Raw genomic sequence first — 17560 nt, 5'->3', positions numbered from 1 at the left:
TTTCACCATGACGATGATTTTTTAGGAGTTGTGAACCAGGCTTAAGCGGGGAGTATGGACCCCATCACCTGGAGAACAATAATGATGAAACCAACGTTTTTGCGCTGGGTAGCGATCGCCGCGCTGATGGCAGGCGGCACATTTAGCGTGGCGGCCAACCCGCCCGCGGCGCCTCCCGTCTCCTACGGCGTGGAGGAAGACGTTTTCCATCCCGTGCGGGCGACGCATGGCATGGTGGCCTCGGTTGACGCGCTGGCAACCCAGGTGGGCGTCGATATTCTGAAGCAGGGCGGTAACGCGGTGGATGCGGCGGTTGCGGTCGGGTACGCGCTGGCGGTCACGCATCCGCAGGCGGGTAACCTCGGCGGCGGCGGGTTTATGATGCTGCGTACCAAAGACGGGAAAACCACCGCCATCGACTTCCGTGAGATGGCACCGAATCAGGCCTCCCGCGATATGTTCCTTGACGAGCAGGGCAACCCGGACAGCAAGAAATCCCTGACCTCGCACCTCGCCTCCGGCACGCCGGGCACCGTTGCGGGCTTCTCGCTGGCGCTGGAAAAATACGGCACGCTGCCGCTGAACAAAGTGGTGCAGCCTGCCATCAAGCTGGCGCGCGAGGGTTTTGTGGTGAATGACGCGCTCGCGGACGATCTCAAAACCTACGGCAGTGAAGTCATTCCGAATCACGAAAACAGTAAGGCCATCTTCTGGAAAGACGGCGAACCGCTGAAGAAGGGCGATAAGCTGGTGCAGAAGAACCTGGCGACCAGCCTGGAGCGGATTGCGGAACACGGCCCGGATGCCTTCTATAAAGGCGCGATTGCTGACCAGATTGCCGATGAAATGCAAAAGAACGGTGGGCTAATCACGAAAGCGGATCTGGCGGAGTACAAAGCGGTGGAGCGCGAGCCGATTAGCGGCACCTATCGCGGCTACGAGGTCTTCTCCATGCCGCCGCCGTCTTCCGGGGGCATTCACATCGTGCAGATCCTCAACATTCTGGAAAACTTCGATATGCACAAGTTCGGCTTCGGCAGCGCGGACGCCATGCAGGTGATGGCGGAAGCGGAAAAACGCGCCTACGCCGACCGCTCGGAGTACCTCGGCGACCCGGACTTCGTGAAGGTGCCGTGGCAGGCGCTGACCAACAAAGCCTATGCCAAATCCCTGGCCGACCAGATCGACATCAACAAGGCGAAGCCGTCGAGCGAGATCCGCCCCGGCAAGCTGGCGCCTTATGAAAGCAATCAGACCACCCACTTCTCGGTGGTGGATAAAGACGGCAATGCGGTGGCGGTGACCTATACGCTGAATACCACCTTTGGTACCGGGATTGTGGCGGGCAACAGCGGTATTCTGCTGAACAACGAGATGGATGACTTCTCCGCCAAGCCGGGTGTGCCGAACGTTTACGGGCTGGTAGGCGGTGATGCCAACGCCGTCGGGCCGAAGAAGCGTCCGCTCTCGTCCATGTCGCCTACCATCGTGGTGAAAGACGGAAAAACCTGGCTGGTAACCGGCAGCCCGGGCGGGAGTCGAATTATTACCACCGTGCTGCAGATGGTGGTGAACAGCATCGACTTTGGGATGAACGTAGCCGAAGCGACCAACGCCCCGCGTTTCCACCACCAGTGGCTGCCGGACGAGCTGCGCGTCGAGAAGGGCTTTAGCCCAGATACCATTAAGCTGCTTGAACAGCGCGGGCAAAAAGTGGCGGTGAAAGAGGCGATGGGCAGCACCCAGAGCATTATGGTGGGGCCGGACGGGGCGCTGTTTGGGGCATCGGATCCACGTTCGGTGGATGATTTGACGGCGGGGTATTGATGTATTGCCGGGTGGCGGCTTCGCCTTACCCGGCCTACGTGTTTCATTCCCTCTCCCTGTGGGAGAGGGTTAGGGTGAGGGCAACAAACTACTTCATTCTCGCCATATAATACGCATCCACATACTCGCCGTTGCGCAGGGCAAATTTCCTGCCGGTGCCTTCGATTTCAAAACCAAACTTCCGGTACAGCGCCAGTGCAGCAGGGTTATCGGCAAAAACCGTTAACTCGATACGTTCGATGCGCATCCAGTTATCGCACAGGTTGATCATCTCGCGCATGAGCGCGCTCCCCACGCCGCGCCCCTGGGCGTGCGCCGCAACGCTGATACCAAATGTTGCCACATGGCTGCGTCGCGGGCTGGCTTCTACCTGCAGCGCCAGGTCACCGACGATGTTTTCATCGATGCAGGCGACCAGACGTTTTTGGCCAGGTTTTGGATGAAGCCGCTCTTGCCAGTGTTCAAGGGAAGGATGAGGTAGCTGTAGCGTATCGTGATACACCCCCGGATGCATATAGTTCTGGCGTAAAGCTTCGGCATCTTTCGGTTCTGCGTGGCGTATCACTATCTCACTCATTCCTTGTTCCTCAGTCAGTTAAATGTCCCTTCCAACATCAGTGACTTTAAAATTTGAGTCAACCGCTATTTTTTGCAAAAAGAAGTGGACAAGTGCGAATGAGAATGATTATTATTGCTCTGCATTCAGGAAGACCGCTACGGGAACCTGAAAGCACGACATTGCTCACATTGCTTCCAGTATTACTTTAGCCAGCGTTTCGCTGGCTTTTTTTTGCTTATTATTTGGCAAGCTCGCACGCTTCAGGAGCGTCAGCGGTGCTGTCCTTGATCAGGCCAACGACGTTGTTCTTTTCGATAGCGGCAGGCAGCATCTCTGCAATACCGGAAAACATCCCCCCTTTTTTGACGGCCAGCGCCCGGTAGGAAAGCGTTCCCGTTACCTCACCGTTTTCGCAGATTTCAATGGCATCGCTGTGGCATTCGCCAGTCACGGCCCCGTCAATAATCAGCTCGCGGCAGGTGATGTTTCCCTCAACCCGTCCCCCGCGCATGATTTTGATCAGACTCTGTTCAGAGGCAATATTGCCGATGAGCTCACCGTGCACATAGACGTGACCCGTCGAAACGATATTGCCTTCAACGCGGACGTCGTTGGCAATCACCGTGGTGCCGTGCTTCTCGGTGGCGGTAGGTTCTTTTTCCATGACAGGAGCCGGGGGAAGGGCAGTTGGCACCTTGATTTCATTAATTTTATTCTTTTTAAACATAACATTACCCAGGTTGATAAGCAGGGGAAGCGTGAAAGCCAATAAAGAGAATGCTGCGAAGAGCCATGCGAGTTGACGGGCGGCGAAGCACCAGGCGGCAAGCGAAAGCAACCAGAAGAGAAGCGCACTGTTTAAGGCGAGATATTTCCTTTCCATAGAAATGGGCGCGACTCCATTCGCGAGCATAGATTTGACCTTCACCTTATCGGGGTTTTTAGCGGCAGGGTCAAGGCAAGTGCCGCCATTTTAGGATTCTTTTGGGCAAGTTTATCGCTATAGTGAAAACAGAAACCTGATCAAAAAGGACGGAACCATGACCCTGAACTGTGCGTTTATCGGCTTTGGTAAAAGCACCACCCGCTATCACCTACCCTATGTCCTCAACCGTAAAGACAGCTGGCACGTCGCCCATATCTACCGACGCAGTGCGAAGCCGGAAGAGCAGTCTCCACAGTATTCCCACATTCATTTCACCAGCGATCTGAACGAGGTGCTTCACGATCCGCAGGTGAATCTGATCATTGTCTGCACCCACGCCGACAGCCACTTCGACTACGCGAAGCGCGCGCTGGAAGCGGGCAAAAACGTGCTGGTGGAAAAGCCGTTCACCCCGACCATCGCAGAAGCGAAGGAACTGTTTGCGCTGGCGAAGAGCAAAGGGCTGACCGTGACGCCGTATCAGAACCGCCGTTTTGACAGCTGCTTCCTGACGGCGAAAAAGGCGATTGAGAGCGGCAAGCTCGGCGACATTGTGGAAATTGAAAGCCACTTCGACTACTACCGTCCGGTCGCGGAAACCCAGCCCGGCCTGCCGCAGGACGGCTCGTTCTATGGTCTGGGCGTGCACACCATGGACCAGATCATCTCCCTGTTTGGTCGCCCGGACCACGTGGCGTACGACATCCGCAGCCTGCGCAATAAAGCCAACCCGGACGACACCTTTGAAGCACAGCTGTTCTACGGCGATCTGAAAGCCATCGTCAAAACCAGCCATCTGGTGAAAATCGACTATCCGAAATTTATCGTTCACGGCACCCGAGGCTCGTTTATCAAGTACGGCATCGACCAGCAGGAAACCAGCCTGAAGGCCAACATCATGCCGGGCGAACCGGGCTTTGCGGCGGATGATTCCGTAGGCGTGCTGGAGTATGTGAAGGCAGATGGCACAACAGTAAAAGAAGAACTCAAGCCGGAACCAGGCGACTATGGCCGCGTTTACGATGCGCTGTATGAAACGCTCACCACGGGTACGCCGAATTACGTCAAGGAATCTGACGTTCTGACCAACCTGGAAATCCTTGAACGGGCCTTTGAGCAGGCTTCTCCTGCCACGGTAACCCTCGCAAAATAAGCAAAAACGGCTCCTCTGTGCTTGTTCATAATTTTTGAACAGAGGAGTCAATTTTCACCCTCTATGATCCCAGGCGGTTTGCGTCCACACTTACTCCATCGAAACGAACTGAGGGTGAAAACAATGATCTACTTACGCAAAGCAAACGAACGTGGTCACGCGAATCATGGCTGGCTGGACTCATGGCATTCATTCTCGTTTGCCGACTACTACGACCCGAATTTCATGGGCTTCTCCGCACTGCGCGTGATTAACGACGACGTGATTGATGCAGGCCAGGGCTTCGGCACCCACCCGCACAAAGACATGGAAATCCTGACCTATGTGCTCGAAGGTGCCGTGGCGCACAAAGACAGCATGGGTAACGAAGAGCAGGTTCCGGCGGGCGAGTTCCAGATTATGAGTGCGGGCACCGGGGTGCGTCACTCTGAGTACAACCCGAGCAAAACGGAAAAACTGCACCTGTATCAAATCTGGATCATTCCAGAAGAGACCGGCATCGCGCCGCGCTACGAGCAGCGCCGCTTCGACGCTAAACAGGGCAAACAGCTGGTGCTGTCCCCGGATGCGCGTGAAGGTTCTCTGAAAGTGCATCAGGATATGGAGCTGTACCGCTGGGCGCTGGCAAAAGACGAACAGTCCGTGCATCAGATTGCCGCCAACCGCCGCGTCTGGATCCAGGTGGTGAAAGGTGACGTGTCCATCAACGGCACCAAAGCCACAACCGCCGATGGTCTGGCCATCTGGGATGAGCAGGCGCTCTCCGTGCATGCCGACAGCGAAAGCGAAATCCTGCTGTTTGACCTGCCGCCGGTATAAATAATTTCTCAACCTTCCCTTTAAACGGGGAAGGTTGAGCTTTGTCCGTGATAAACTGAGAAAATCTCTCACTTCAAGATTTCTCAGGACGATGAAAAAGAAACGCCCCGTACTTCAGGATGTCGCCGATCGCGTCGGTGTGACCAAAATGACGGTCAGCCGTTTTTTACGTAACCCGGAACAGGTTTCCGTGGCGTTACGTGGCAAGATTGCCGCTGCCCTTGATGAACTGGGTTATATCCCCAACCGCGCACCCGATATTCTCTCCAATGCGACCAGCCGTGCGGTGGGCGTCCTGCTTCCTTCCTTGACCAACCAGGTTTTCGCTGAAGTATTACGTGGAATCGAAAGCGTGACCGACGCCTTTGGCTATCAGACCATGCTCGCGCACTACGGGTACAAGCCGGAACTGGAAGAGGAACGTCTTGAATCGATGCTTTCCTGGAACATCGACGGCCTGATTTTAACGGAACGTACCCACACTGCCCGCACGCTCAAAATGATTGAAGTGGCCGGTATCCCGGTGGTGGAACTGATGGACAGCCAGTCGCCTTGCCTCGATATCGCCGTTGGGTTCGATAACTTTGAAGCGGCGCGTCAGATGACGGCGGCGATCATTGCGCGCGGTCATCGCCACATTGCCTATCTGGGTGCACGCCTTGATGAACGTACTATCATCAAACAGAAGGGATACGAGCAGGCGATGCTCGACGCCGGTTTAACCCCGTACAGCGTGATGGTGGAACAATCCTCGTCCTACACCTCGGGTATTGAGCTGATGCGTCAGGCGCGACGCGAGTATCCGCAACTGGACGGTATTTTCTGTACCAACGATGACCTTGCGGTCGGCGCGGCGTTTGAGTGCCAGCGTCTGGGGCTGAAGATCCCCGACGATATGGCGATTGCCGGTTTCCACGGCCACGACATCGGCCAGGTGATGGAGCCGCGTCTGGCGAGCGTCCTGACCCCGCGTGAACGTATGGGCCGCATTGGTGCAGAACGCCTGCTGGCGCGCATTCGTGGTGAGGCAGTTACCCCTAAAATGTTAGATTTAGGTTTCACCTTGTCACCGGGTGGATCTATTTAATCCGACAAATTTGAAGTAGCTCACACTTATTCACTTCGCGCACGTTTGGATATTGCTTCTCTTTTGCCCCGGCAGGACAATGTTACCGATAACTGTTACCCGTAACAATTGACTGAGGGACACCCTTTGAGCACGACTAATCACGATCACCACGTTTACGTCCTGATGGGCGTGTCCGGTAGCGGTAAATCTGCCGTGGCGAGCGAAGTGGCGCATCAACTTCAGGCTGCGTTTCTTGATGGCGACTTCCTCCATCCGCGCAGCAACATCATGAAAATGGCCTCCGGCGAGCCGCTGAACGACGACGACCGCAAACCGTGGCTGCAGGCGCTGAACGATGCCGCCTTTGCGATGCAGCGTACTAACAAAGTCTCCCTGATCGTCTGCTCCGCGCTGAAAAAAACCTACCGCGACCTGCTGCGCGACGGTAACCCGAACCTCTCCTTCATCTATCTGAAGGGCGATTTCGAGGTGATTGAAAGCCGTCTGAAGGCGCGTAAAGGTCACTTCTTCAAAACCCAGATGCTGGTCACGCAGTTCGAAGCGCTGCAGGAGCCGGGTGCGGATGAGCAGGACGTCTTAGTGGTTGATATCGATCAGTCACTGGAAGGTGTTGTCGCCAGCACCATCGAGGTCATTAATAAAAGGCAGTAAGTTTTGAGTACATTAACGCTTGTTTTGACAGCGGTGGGTTCCGTTTTGCTGCTGCTGTTTCTCGTGATGAAGGCGCGTATGCATGCCTTCGTTGCTTTGATGGTGGTTTCTATTGGTGCAGGTCTCTTTTCCGGTATGCCGCTCGACAAGATCGCCGCGACGATGGAAAAAGGGATGGGCGGCACGCTGGGCTTCCTGGCGATTGTGGTCGCGCTCGGCGCGATGTTTGGCAAGATTTTGCACGAGACGGGCGCGGTCGATCAGATTGCCGTCAAGATGCTGAAATCCTTCGGCCACAGCCGCGCGCACTACGCGATTGGTCTGGCTGGCCTGATTTGCGCGCTGCCGCTTTTCTTCGAAGTGGCGGTCGTGCTGCTGATTAGCGTCGCATTCTCGATGGCACGCCATACCGGTACGAACCTCGTGAAGCTGGTCATTCCGCTGTTTGCGGGCGTGGCGGCGGCCGCGGCGTTCCTGCTGCCAGGGCCTGCGCCGATGCTGCTGGCCTCCCAGATGCACGCTGACTTCGGCTGGATGATCCTCATTGGCCTCTGCGCCGCGATCCCGGGGATGATTATCGCCGGCCCGCTGTGGGGTAACTTCATCAGCCGCTACGTTGAGCTGCACATTCCTGATGACATCACCGAGCCGCACCTGGGCGAGGGCAAAATGCCTTCCTTCGGCTTCAGCCTGTCGCTGATCCTGCTCCCGCTGGTGCTGGTGGGTCTGAAAACCATCGCCGCGCGCTTTGTGCCGGTCGGTTCCAGCGCTTACGAGTGGTTTGAGTTCATCGGCCACCCGTTCACGGCGATTCTGGTGGCCTGTCTGGTGGCGATTTACGGCCTGGCAATGCGTCAGGGGATGCCGAAAGACCGCGTGATGGAGATTTGCGGTGCCGCGCTGCAGCCTGCGGGTATCATCCTGCTGGTGATCGGTGCCGGTGGCGTGTTCAAGCAGGTGCTGGTGGATTCCGGCGTGGGCCCGGCTCTGGGCGAAGCGCTGACCGGAATGGGCCTGCCGATTGCGGTCACCTGCTTCGTACTGGCGGCGGCGGTGCGTATCATCCAGGGTTCCGCAACCGTGGCGTGCTTAACTGCGGTGGGCCTGGTGATGCCGGTGATTGAACAGCTGAACTACTCCGGTGCGCAGATGGCGGCGCTGTCTATCTGTATCGCGGGCGGTTCGATTGTGGTATCCCACGTGAACGACGCAGGCTTCTGGCTGTTCGGTAAATTTACCGGTGCCACCGAAGCGCAAACCCTGAAAACCTGGACGCTGATGGAAACCATCCTCGGCACGACGGGTGCGATTGTCGGGATGATTGCGTTTACGTTGTTGAGCTAATCCTGGTTTTCTCCCTCTCCCTGTGGGAGAGGGTTGGGGTGAGGGCAACAGGCCGCAGAGGCCGTATGTTAGTCGGGTGGCGGCTTCGCCTTACCCGACCTACAAAAAAATCAGGTCCCGTAGGCCGGGTAAGCGCAAGCGCCACCCGGCTTTTTTACATCCTCACCCTTTCATCCACGCGCGAATTCCATCCAGGAACATCTGCGTCGCCATCATCACCAGAATCAGCCCCATCAGGCGCTCCAGGGCGTTCACCCCTTTCTCCCCCAGCAGGCGCAGGAACAGCGACGACTGCAGCAGGATGATAAACGTCCCGCCCCAGGCAATCAGCAGGGCAATCACCAGGTGGCTCATCTGATTCGGATACTGGTGCGACAACAGCATCAGCGTCGCCAGAATCGTTGGCCCGGCAACCAGCGGGATCGCCAGCGGCACGATGAACGGCTCTTCACCCGCAGGCAGGCCGCTGCTGCTGCCTTCCGCGCTCGGGAAAATCATTTTGATGGCAATCAGGAACAGAATAATCCCGCCGGAAATGGAGACCGTTTCGGCGCGCAGGTTCAGGAACGCGAGGATCTTCTCCCCGGCAAACAGGAAGATAAACATCACCAGCAGGGCGATAAGCAGCTCGCGGATCATGATCGCCCGACGGCGCTTCGGCTCGGTGTGCTTTAACACCGACATGAAAATCGGCAGGTTTCCCAGTGGATCCATTATCAGGATCAATAAAACCGCCGCGGAAATGATTTCACTCATGTAAATTATCCCTGAAACTCTCTATGGTTATTATGATAATTAGCTGTATTTCTGATTGCCGGGCAATCATCGATTAATTTCGCTTGCGACTTTGGCAGCATTTTGTAATGTGAAGCATATCCCAGTTCAATACTGGCTTGCACAATCAGCACACACCCTCAGCAGGAAAAAAATGCTATGAAAAACGTTGGTTTTATCGGCTGGCGCGGTATGGTCGGCTCTGTACTCATGCAACGCATGGTTGAAGAGCGCGATTTCGACGCTATCCGCCCGGTCTTCTTCTCCACTTCCCAGCTCGGCCAGGCTGCTCCGTCCTTTGGTGGTACCACAGGCACGTTGCAGGATGCTTACGATCTGGAAGCGCTGAAGGCACTCGACATTATTGTGACGTGCCAGGGCGGCGATTATACCAACGAAATCTATCCAAAGCTGCGTGAAAGCGGCTGGCAGGGCTACTGGATTGACGCGGCCTCTTCGCTGCGCATGAAGGACGATGCCATCATCATTCTCGACCCGGTTAACCAGGGCGTGATCACCGACGGTCTGAACAACGGCGTGAAAACCTTTGTTGGCGGTAACTGTACCGTCAGCCTGATGCTGATGTCCCTCGGCGGCCTGTTCGCGCAGGATCTGGTGGAGTGGGTCTCCGTGGCGACCTACCAGGCCGCGTCCGGCGGCGGCGCGCGTCACATGCGCGAGCTGCTGACCCAGATGGGCCAGCTGCACCAGAGCGTCGCGACCGAGCTGTCAAACCCGGCGTCCGCGATTCTTGATATCGAGCGTAAGGTCACTCAGCTGACCCGCAGCGGCGAGCTGCCGGTGGACAACTTCTGCGTACCGCTGGCCGGTGGCCTGATCCCATGGATCGACAAACAGCTGGATAACGGCCAGACCCGAGAAGAGTGGAAGGGCCAGGCTGAGACCAACAAAATCCTCGCGACCGCGAACACCATTCCGGTTGACGGCCTCTGCGTGCGTATCGGCGCGCTGCGCTGCCACAGCCAGGCTTTCACCATTAAACTGAAAAAAGATGTGTCTATTCCGACCGTGGAAGAGCTGCTGGCCGCACACAACCCGTGGGCGAAAGTGGTGCCAAACGATCGCGATATCACCATGCGCGAACTGACCCCGGCAGCCGTCACCGGCACGCTGACCACGCCGGTTGGCCGTCTGCGCAAGCTGAACATGGGGCCGGAGTACCTTTCCGCGTTCACGGTCGGCGACCAGCTCCTGTGGGGTGCCGCCGAACCGCTGCGCCGCATGCTGCGCCAGCTGGCGTAATAATTTGTTAAATACCGGGGGTGATTTTCACCCCTTTTTTTTGCGTACTACATGGAGTAACACGCGGATGTCTTATTTTTTATCAGGAGTCATTTAGAGCGTTGGCTATGCTTTAAGGAAGAGTCATTTCTTACCTGAGGTTCGAACGGAGCAGAAAGGATGCACATATTTGTGCTGTCCCGTTCAGGTCACATTAAAAGTCGTCCCGGAGCGCGTAAAAAGGACGACATAAAAAACAGGATGAATACCATGTCCGATCGTGTGGATAGAGACGTGATTAATGCGCTTATTGCGGGTCATTTTGCTGACCCCTTTTCTGTGCTTGGGATGCACCGAACGGAGGCTGGACTGGAAGTTCGGGCGCTGTTGCCGGATGCCACAGAAGTTTGGGTGATAGAACCCAAAACCGGCCGCAAGGTCGGCAATCTGGAATGCCTCGATTCTCGTGGCTTCTTCTCGGGCGTGATGCCCCGTCGTAAAAACCCTTTTCGCTATCAGCTTGCCGTCATCTGGCACGGTCAGCAGAACCTGATTGACGACCCTTACAGCTTCGGCCCGCTCCTGAAAGAGATGGACGCCTGGCTGTTGTCCGAAGGGACTCACCTGCGGCCCTATGAAACGCTGGGCGCGCATGCCGATACCATGGACGGGATCACCGGCACACGTTTTTCCGTGTGGGCACCGAATGCCCGGCGGGTTTCCGTAGTCGGGCAGTTCAACTACTGGGATGGCCGTCGTCATCCGATGCGCCTGCGCCGTGAAACCGGCATCTGGGAGCTGTTTATCCCTGGCGCGCAAAACGGCCAGCTCTATAAGTTCGAGATGATCGATGCCAACGGCAAGCTGCGCATTAAAGCTGACCCGTATGCCTTTGAAGCGCAAATGCGCCCGGATACCGCGTCGCTGATTTGTGGGCTGCCGGAGAAGATCGTCCAGACGGAAGAACGCAAGCAGGCCAACCGCTTCGACGCGCCAATCTCCGTCTATGAGGTGCATCTCGGCTCCTGGCGTCGCCACACCGATAATAACTTCTGGCTCAGCTATCGTGAATTGGCCGATCAGCTGGTGCCGTACGCCAAATGGATGGGCTTTACTCACCTTGAGCTGCTGCCGATTAACGAACACCCGTTCGACGGAAGCTGGGGCTACCAGCCTACCGGGCTGTATGCGCCAACGCGCCGCTTCGGCACGCGCGATGATTTCCGCTATTTCATCAATGCCGCGCATGCCGCCGGGCTGAACGTGATCCTCGACTGGGTGCCCGGCCACTTCCCGTCTGATGATTTCAGTTTGTCGGAATTTGACGGCACGAAGCTGTACGAGCACAGCGACCCGCGCGAAGGCTATCACCAGGACTGGAACACGCTGATCTATAACTACGGTCGCCGTGAAGTGACGAACTTCCTGGTGGGCAACGCGCTGTACTGGATCGAGCGCTTCGGTATTGATGCCCTGCGCGTCGATGCGGTGGCGTCGATGATCTACCGCGACTACAGCCGTAAAGAGGGGGAGTGGATCCCGAACGAGTATGGCGGCCGTGAAAATCTGGAAGCCATTGAGTTCCTGCGCAACACCAACCGCATTCTCGGCGAGCAGGTGGAAGGCGCGGTGACGATGGCGGAAGAGTCCACCGACTTCCCCGGCGTCTCTCGCCCTCCGTCAATGGGTGGGCTGGGCTTCTGGTACAAGTGGAACCTGGGCTGGATGCACGACACGCTCGACTACATGAAGCTCGACCCGGTTCACCGTCAGTATCACCACGACAAGCTCACCTTCGGGCTGCTCTACAACTACACCGAAAACTTCATGCTGCCGCTGTCGCATGATGAAGTGGTGCACGGTAAAAAATCCATTCTTGACCGCATGCCGGGCGACGCGTGGCAGAAGTTTGCCAACCTGCGCGCTTACTACGGCTGGATGTTCGCTTTCCCGGGCAAGAAACTGCTGTTTATGGGCAATGAATTCGCGCAGGGCCGAGAGTGGAACCACGATTCCAGCCTCGACTGGCACCTGCTGGAAGGTGGTGACAACTGGCACCACGGCGTACAGCGTCTGGTGCGTGACCTGAACCTGACCTATCGCCACCACAAAGCGCTGCACGAGCTGGATTTTGACCCGTACGGCTTCGAGTGGCTGGTGGTGGACGATCGTGAACGGTCGGTATTTGTCTTTGTGCGCCGCGATAAAGCGGGCAATGAAATTATCGTTGCCAGCAATTTCACGCCGGTGCCGCGCGAACATTACCGCTTCGGCATTAACCAGGCAGGGAAATGGCGCGAAATACTGAACACCGATTCTATGCATTATCACGGCAGCAACGCGGGTAACGGCGGTCTGGTGCAGAGCGATGCTCTCGAAAGCCACGGGCGTCCTCATTCCCTGAGCCTGACGCTGCCGCCGCTAAGCACCATCTGGCTGGTGCGGGAGGGGGAATGACGCAGCTAACGGCAGGTAATCCCGAACCGCTCGGGGCGCGCTTTGACGGGAAGGGGGTGAACTTCACGCTCTTTTCTGCGCACGCGGAGCGGGTAGAACTCTGTGTGTTTGACGGGGAAGGTAACGAGCACCGTTACGATTTACCGTCCCGCACGGGGGATATCTGGCACGGTTACCTGTCCGGCGGGCGTCCGGGAATGCACTACGGTTTTCGCGTTCACGGCGCATGGGAACCTGCACAGGGACACTGGTTTAACCCGGCGAAGCTGTTGATTGACCCGTGTGCGCACCGTGTGGACGGCGAGTTTAAAGACGACCCGATATTCCACGTCGGCTACGGTGAACCCGACCACCGCGACAGTGCGCCGCTCGCGCCAAAAAGCGTGGTGGTGAGCGACCTCTACGACTGGGAAGACGATGCCCCGCCGCGCACGCCGTGGGGCAATACCGTCATTTACGAAGCGCATGTGAAAGGGCTGACGTATCTGCACCCGTCGATTCCCAAAGAGATGCGCGGGACCTATAAAGCGCTCGGGCATCCGACCATGGTTGCCTACCTGAAGCACTTAGGGATCACCGCGCTGGAGCTGCTGCCCGTGGCGCATTTCGCCAGCGAGCCGCGGTTACAGCGCCTTGGGCTGAGCAACTACTGGGGTTACAACCCGCTGGCGATGTTCGCCCTTGAACCCCGCTATGCCGCCCATCCTGAAAAAGCCCGGGACGAGTTCCGCGATGCGGTGAAGGCACTCCACGCGGCGGGCATTGAGGTCATTCTGGATGTGGTGCTCAACCACAGTGCCGAAAGCGATCTCGATGGCCCGACGCTCTCGCAGCGCGGAATTGATAACCGTAGCTATTATTGGATCAGGGAAGATGGCGATTATGAGAACTGGACCGGCTGCGGTAACACGCTCAATCTCAACCATCCGGCGGTGACGCATTATGCGTATGAGTGCCTGAAATATTGGGTGGAAACCTTCCATGTCGACGGTTTTCGTTTCGACCTGGCCCCCGTCATGGGGCGCACGCCGGCGTTCAGCCAGCAGGCACCGCTGTTTGAGGCAATCAAAAATTGCCCGGTGTTGTCGCAGGTGAAGCTGATTGCCGAGCCGTGGGACATTGGTGAGGGCGGCTATCAGGTGGGAAATTTCCCGCCGCTGTTTGCCGAGTGGAACGATCACTACCGCGATGCCATCCGCCGCTTCTGGCTGGCACGCGATCTGTCGTTGGGGGAATTCGCAGGACGTTTTGCCGGTTCCAGCGATCTCTTTAAGCGCGACGGCAAACGTCCGTCGGCCACCATCAACCTGGTAACGGCGCACGACGGTTTCACGCTTCGCGACTGCGTTTGTTTCAATCAGAAACACAATGAGGCAAACGGTGAGGAGAATCGCGATGGGACTAACAATAACCATAGCTTTAACCATGGTATAGAAGGGTTAGGCGGAAGTCTGGACGTGATCGAGCGGCGACGCGCCAGCGTTCACGCGCTGCTGACGACGCTTTTACTGTCGCAGGGCACGCCGATGCTGCTGGCGGGCGACGAGCATGGCCACAGCCAGCACGGCAACAACAACGCCTATTGCCAGGATAACACCTTAACCTGGCTCGACTGGGGAGAAGCAAACAGCGGGTTGACCCATTTCACCGCGGCGCTGATCCACCTCCGCCAGCAAATCCCGGCGCTTACCGCCGACAGCTGGTGGGAAGAGGGCGACGGCAACGTTCGCTGGCTGAATAAAGACGCGCAACCGCTGAGCGCGCAAGAGTGGCAACACGGCATAACCTGTCTGCAAATCCTGCTCTCGGATACGTGGCTGGTCACGCTGAACGCGACGGATGACGTCGCAGAGATTGTTTTACCTGACGGGGAGTGGCGAGCCGTTCCCCCCTTTGCCGGAGCGGATAATCCGGTTGTTATGGCTGTCTGGCACGGGCCTGCGCACGGAGTGTGCGTATTCCAAAGATGATAAAAAAGGAGTTAGTCATGGTTAGATTAGAGAAGAACGATCCCTTAATGTTGGCGCGCCAGCTACCATTAAAAACTGTTGCCCTGATACTCGCGGGCGGGCGTGGAACCCGTCTGAAAGATTTGACCATCAAGCGCGCCAAACCGGCCGTTCACTTTGGTGGTAAGTTCCGCATCATCGACTTTGCGCTCTCCAACTGCCTGAACTCTGGCATTCGCCGCATTGGCGTCATTACGCAGTATCAGTCGCACACGCTGGTGCAGCATATCCAGCGCGGCTGGTCGTTCTTCAGCGAAGAGATGAACGAGTTTGTCGATCTGCTCCCGGCGCAGCAGCGCGTTCACGGGGAAAACTGGTATCGCGGCACGGCGGATGCGGTGACCCAGAACCTCGACATTATTCGCCGCTACAGCGCGGAATATATCGTCATCCTCGCGGGTGACCACATCTACAAGCAAGACTACTCGCACATGCTCATCGACCACGTCGAAAAAGGGGCGCGCTGCACCGTGGCGTGTCTGCCGGTGCCCGTTGCTGAAGCGACGGCGTTTGGTGTGATGCACGTGGATGCCGACGACAAGATTATCGACTTCGTTGAAAAACCGGCGAACCCGCCGACCATGCCGGGAGATGACACCAAATCGCTCGCCAGCATGGGGATCTATATCTTTGATGCAGAATACCTTTATGAGCTGCTGGAAGAAGACGACAAAGACGAAAACTCCAGCCACGACTTCGGTAAAGACATCATCCCGAAAATCACCAAAGCTGGCATGGCGTATGCACATCCTTTCCCGCTGTCCTGCGTGCAGTCAGACCCGAATGCGGAACCTTACTGGCGCGACGTCGGTACGCTGGAAGCCTACTGGAAAGCGAACCTCGACCTGGCGTCTGTTACGCCTGAACTGGATATGTACGACCAGAACTGGCCGATTCGCACCCACATGGAATCGCTGCCGCCCGCGAAGTTCGTGCAGGATCGCTCCGGCAGCCACGGAATGACGCTGAACTCGCTGGTTTCCGGCGGGTGCATTATCTCCGGCTCCGTGGTGGTGCAGTCCGTGCTGTTCCCCCGCGTGCGTGTGAATTCATTCTGTAATATCGACTCGGCAGTCCTGCTGCCGGATGTCTGGGTAGGGCGCTCGTGTCGTCTTCGCCGTTGCGTGATCGACCGTGCCTGCGTCATCCCTGAAGGGATGGTGATTGGTGAAAACGCGGAAGAAGATGCGCGTCGCTTCTACCGTTCTGAAGAGGGGATCGTGTTAGTCACACGGGAAATGTTGCGGAAGCTGCAAATCAAACAGGAGCGATGATGCAGGTTTTACACGTATGTTCTGAGATGTTCCCGTTGCTGAAGACGGGCGGGCTGGCGGACGTTCTTGGCGCATTACCGGCGGCGCAAATCGCCGGTGGGGTGGATACCCGAGTCCTGTTGCCCGCTTTCCCGGATATCCGGCGTGGTATTCCTGATGCAAAGGTCGTTACCCGCCGTGAAACCTTCGCCGGACGCATCACCCTGCTATTTGGACATTACAATGGCGTAGGGATTTACCTGATCGACGCGCCTCACCTGTACGACCGACCAGGCAGTCCGTATCACGATACGAACCTGTTCGCCTATACCGACAACGTGCTGCGCTTTGCGCTGCTCGGCTGGGTGGGGGCGGAGATGGCCGTCGGGCTGGATCCGTTCTGGCGACCGGATGTTGTACACGCGCATGACTGGCATGCTGGCCTGGCGCCTGCGTATCTGGCGGCGAAAGGTCATCCGGCCAAATCGGTCTTTACGGTGCACAACCTGGCGTATCAGGGCATGTACTATGCCCATCATATGAATGACATCGATCTGCCATGGTCGTTCTATAACATGCACGGTCTGGAGTTTAACGGGCAGATCTCGTTCCTGAAGGCGGGGCTGTACTACGCCGATCACATCACGGCGGTGAGTCCAACCTACGCCCGTGAAATCACCCAGCCAGAGTTTGGCTACGGCCTGGAAGGGCTGCTGCAACAGCGCCACCGTGAGGGCCGTCTGTCGGGCATTCTGAACGGCGTCGATGAAAAGATCTGGAGTCCGGATACCGACCTCCTCCTGGCTGCGCGCTATGGCCGCGATTCGGTGGAAGACAAAGCCGAAAACAAACGCCAGCTGCAAATTGCGATGGGGCTGAAGGTGAACGACAAGGTGCCGCTGTTCGCCGTGGTCAGCCGCCTGACCAGCCAGAAAGGGCTGGATTTGGTGCTCGAAGCGCTGCCGGGACTCCTGGAGCAGGGCGGCCAGCTGGCGCTGCTCGGCGCGGGCGACCCGGTGCTGCAGGAAGGTTTCCTTGCCGCCGCCGCAGAACATCCGGGGCAGGTGGGCGTGCAGATTGGTTATCACGAAGCATTTTCGCACCGCATTATGGGTGGGGCAGACGTCATTCTGGTGCCGAGCCGCTTTGAACCCTGCGGCCTGACGCAGCTCTACGGCCTGAAATACGGCACGCTGCCACTGGTACGCCGCACGGGTGGGCTGGCGGATACGGTGTCCGACAGCTCGCTGGAAAACCTGGCGGACGGTATCGCCAGCGGCTTTGTTTTTGAGGACAGTAATGCCTGGTCGCTGCTTCGCGCGATTCGGCGTGCGTTCGTCTTGTGGTCCCGTCCATCGCTGTGGCGTTACGTACAACGTCAGGCGATGTCCATGGACTTTAGCTGGCACGTTGCGGCGCAGTCCTACCGCGACCTTTATCAACGCTTGATGTAACGA

At 57.3% G+C, this 17560-nt stretch carries 14 protein-coding genes; 11 read left to right on the top strand and 3 right to left on the bottom strand.

All coding sequences use genetic code 11. The annotated features are described in order from the left end of the window. Positions 1 to 81: 81 nt before the first annotated feature. The gene (gene ggt, locus HV355_RS09710) at positions 82 to 1827 is read left to right on the top strand and encodes a gamma-glutamyltransferase (RefSeq protein ID WP_182401710.1); all 1746 of its coding nucleotides are present in this window, start codon (positions 82 to 84) and stop codon (positions 1825 to 1827) included. An 88-nt stretch (positions 1828 to 1915) separates the two neighbouring features. Here ggt and yhhY read toward each other — a convergent pair whose 3' ends face one another. Next, positions 1916 to 2404 (bottom strand): N-acetyltransferase, encoded by a 489-nt coding sequence (yhhY, locus tag HV355_RS09705; protein ID WP_010436469.1) that lies wholly within the window; start codon positions 2402 to 2404, stop codon positions 1916 to 1918. 220 nt (positions 2405 to 2624) lie between these two features. Continuing rightward, on the bottom strand, positions 2625 to 3269 hold the full coding sequence (locus tag HV355_RS09700) for a polymer-forming cytoskeletal protein (protein ID WP_108417701.1): 645 nt from the start codon (positions 3267 to 3269) through the stop codon (positions 2625 to 2627). Positions 3270 to 3426: 157 nt separating this feature from the next. Between HV355_RS09700 and HV355_RS09695 the strand changes: the two genes are divergently transcribed. The 5 genes from HV355_RS09695 to gntU all read left to right on the top strand — a co-directional run bounded on the left by HV355_RS09695 (position 3427) and on the right by gntU (position 8368). Further along, the gene (locus HV355_RS09695; RefSeq protein ID WP_182401709.1) at positions 3427 to 4464 is read left to right on the top strand and encodes an oxidoreductase; all 1038 of its coding nucleotides are present in this window, start codon (positions 3427 to 3429) and stop codon (positions 4462 to 4464) included. Between the two features lie 123 nt (positions 4465 to 4587). Further along, entirely contained in the window at positions 4588 to 5283 is a 696-nt protein-coding gene (locus HV355_RS09690) for a pirin family protein (RefSeq protein ID WP_010436464.1), read from the top strand. A gap of 91 nt (positions 5284 to 5374) precedes the next feature. Further along, complete coding sequence (gntR, locus tag HV355_RS09685; RefSeq protein ID WP_089598541.1) at positions 5375 to 6370, top strand: gluconate operon transcriptional repressor GntR; 996 nt, start codon at positions 5375 to 5377, stop codon at positions 6368 to 6370. Between the two features lie 126 nt (positions 6371 to 6496). Further along, the gene (gene gntK, locus HV355_RS09680; protein ID WP_010436461.1) at positions 6497 to 7024 is read left to right on the top strand and encodes a gluconokinase; all 528 of its coding nucleotides are present in this window, start codon (positions 6497 to 6499) and stop codon (positions 7022 to 7024) included. A 3-nt stretch (positions 7025 to 7027) separates the two neighbouring features. After that, the gene (gene gntU / locus HV355_RS09675; protein WP_010436459.1) at positions 7028 to 8368 is read left to right on the top strand and encodes a gluconate transporter; all 1341 of its coding nucleotides are present in this window, start codon (positions 7028 to 7030) and stop codon (positions 8366 to 8368) included. Between the two features lie 162 nt (positions 8369 to 8530). Here gntU and yhgN read toward each other — a convergent pair whose 3' ends face one another. Next, positions 8531 to 9124, bottom strand: a complete 594-nt coding sequence (yhgN, locus tag HV355_RS09670; RefSeq protein WP_003861574.1) for an NAAT family transporter YhgN — start codon at positions 9122 to 9124, stop codon at positions 8531 to 8533. Positions 9125 to 9301: 177 nt separating this feature from the next. Between yhgN and asd the strand changes: the two genes are divergently transcribed. The 5 genes from asd to glgA all read left to right on the top strand — a co-directional run bounded on the left by asd (position 9302) and on the right by glgA (position 17557). After that, positions 9302 to 10405 carry an aspartate-semialdehyde dehydrogenase gene (gene asd / locus HV355_RS09665; protein WP_182401707.1) on the top strand — a complete coding sequence of 368 codons (1104 nt, stop codon included), beginning with the start codon at positions 9302 to 9304 and terminating at the stop codon, positions 10403 to 10405. Positions 10406 to 10654: 249 nt separating this feature from the next. Continuing rightward, on the top strand, positions 10655 to 12841 hold the full coding sequence (gene glgB, locus HV355_RS09660; RefSeq protein WP_126816072.1) for a 1,4-alpha-glucan branching enzyme: 2187 nt from the start codon (positions 10655 to 10657) through the stop codon (positions 12839 to 12841). Then, positions 12838 to 14811: a glycogen debranching protein GlgX gene (gene glgX, locus HV355_RS09655; RefSeq protein WP_182401705.1), complete on the top strand. Its 1974-nt coding sequence runs from the start codon at positions 12838 to 12840 to the stop codon at positions 14809 to 14811. The genes glgB and glgX overlap by 4 nt, the downstream gene beginning before the upstream one ends. Positions 14812 to 14828: 17 nt before the next feature. Then, on the top strand, positions 14829 to 16124 hold the full coding sequence (glgC, locus tag HV355_RS09650) for a glucose-1-phosphate adenylyltransferase (RefSeq protein WP_042718928.1): 1296 nt from the start codon (positions 14829 to 14831) through the stop codon (positions 16122 to 16124). After that, positions 16124 to 17557: a glycogen synthase GlgA gene (gene glgA / locus HV355_RS09645; protein WP_089598546.1), complete on the top strand. Its 1434-nt coding sequence runs from the start codon at positions 16124 to 16126 to the stop codon at positions 17555 to 17557. Before glgC ends, glgA begins: the two co-directional genes overlap by 1 nt. The last annotated feature ends 3 nt before the right edge of the window (positions 17558 to 17560 follow it).

The sequence above is a fragment of the Enterobacter sp. RHBSTW-01064 genome, from assembly GCF_014103035.1.
In the GTDB taxonomy this organism is placed as follows: Bacteria; Pseudomonadota; Gammaproteobacteria; order Enterobacterales; family Enterobacteriaceae; genus Enterobacter; species Enterobacter mori.
Note: the sequence above shows the minus strand (reverse complement) of the source record. Positions and strands in the feature narration are given on the sequence as shown.

Bases quoted from the DNA above. Each gene is read 5' to 3' on its own strand.
- gntR (WP_089598541.1), top strand. From the start codon at position 5,375: ATGAAAAAGAAACGCCCCGTACTTCAGGATGTCGCCGATCGCGTCGGT.
- asd (WP_182401707.1), top strand. From the start codon at position 9,302: ATGAAAAACGTTGGTTTTATCGGCTGGCGCGGTATGGTCGGCTCTGTA.
- HV355_RS09690 (WP_010436464.1), top strand. From the start codon at position 4,588: ATGATCTACTTACGCAAAGCAAACGAACGTGGTCACGCGAATCATGGC.
- glgC (WP_042718928.1), top strand. From the start codon at position 14,829: ATGGTTAGATTAGAGAAGAACGATCCCTTAATGTTGGCGCGCCAGCTA.
- glgX (WP_182401705.1), top strand. From the start codon at position 12,838: ATGACGCAGCTAACGGCAGGTAATCCCGAACCGCTCGGGGCGCGCTTT.
- HV355_RS09700 (WP_108417701.1), bottom strand. From the start codon at position 3,269: ATGGAAAGGAAATATCTCGCCTTAAACAGTGCGCTTCTCTTCTGGTTG.
- yhhY (WP_010436469.1), bottom strand. From the start codon at position 2,404: ATGAGTGAGATAGTGATACGCCACGCAGAACCGAAAGATGCCGAAGCT.
- glgA (WP_089598546.1), top strand. From the start codon at position 16,124: ATGCAGGTTTTACACGTATGTTCTGAGATGTTCCCGTTGCTGAAGACG.
- glgB (WP_126816072.1), top strand. From the start codon at position 10,655: ATGTCCGATCGTGTGGATAGAGACGTGATTAATGCGCTTATTGCGGGT.
- HV355_RS09695 (WP_182401709.1), top strand. From the start codon at position 3,427: ATGACCCTGAACTGTGCGTTTATCGGCTTTGGTAAAAGCACCACCCGC.
- ggt (WP_182401710.1), top strand. From the start codon at position 82: ATGATGAAACCAACGTTTTTGCGCTGGGTAGCGATCGCCGCGCTGATG.
- yhgN (WP_003861574.1), bottom strand. From the start codon at position 9,124: ATGAGTGAAATCATTTCCGCGGCGGTTTTATTGATCCTGATAATGGAT.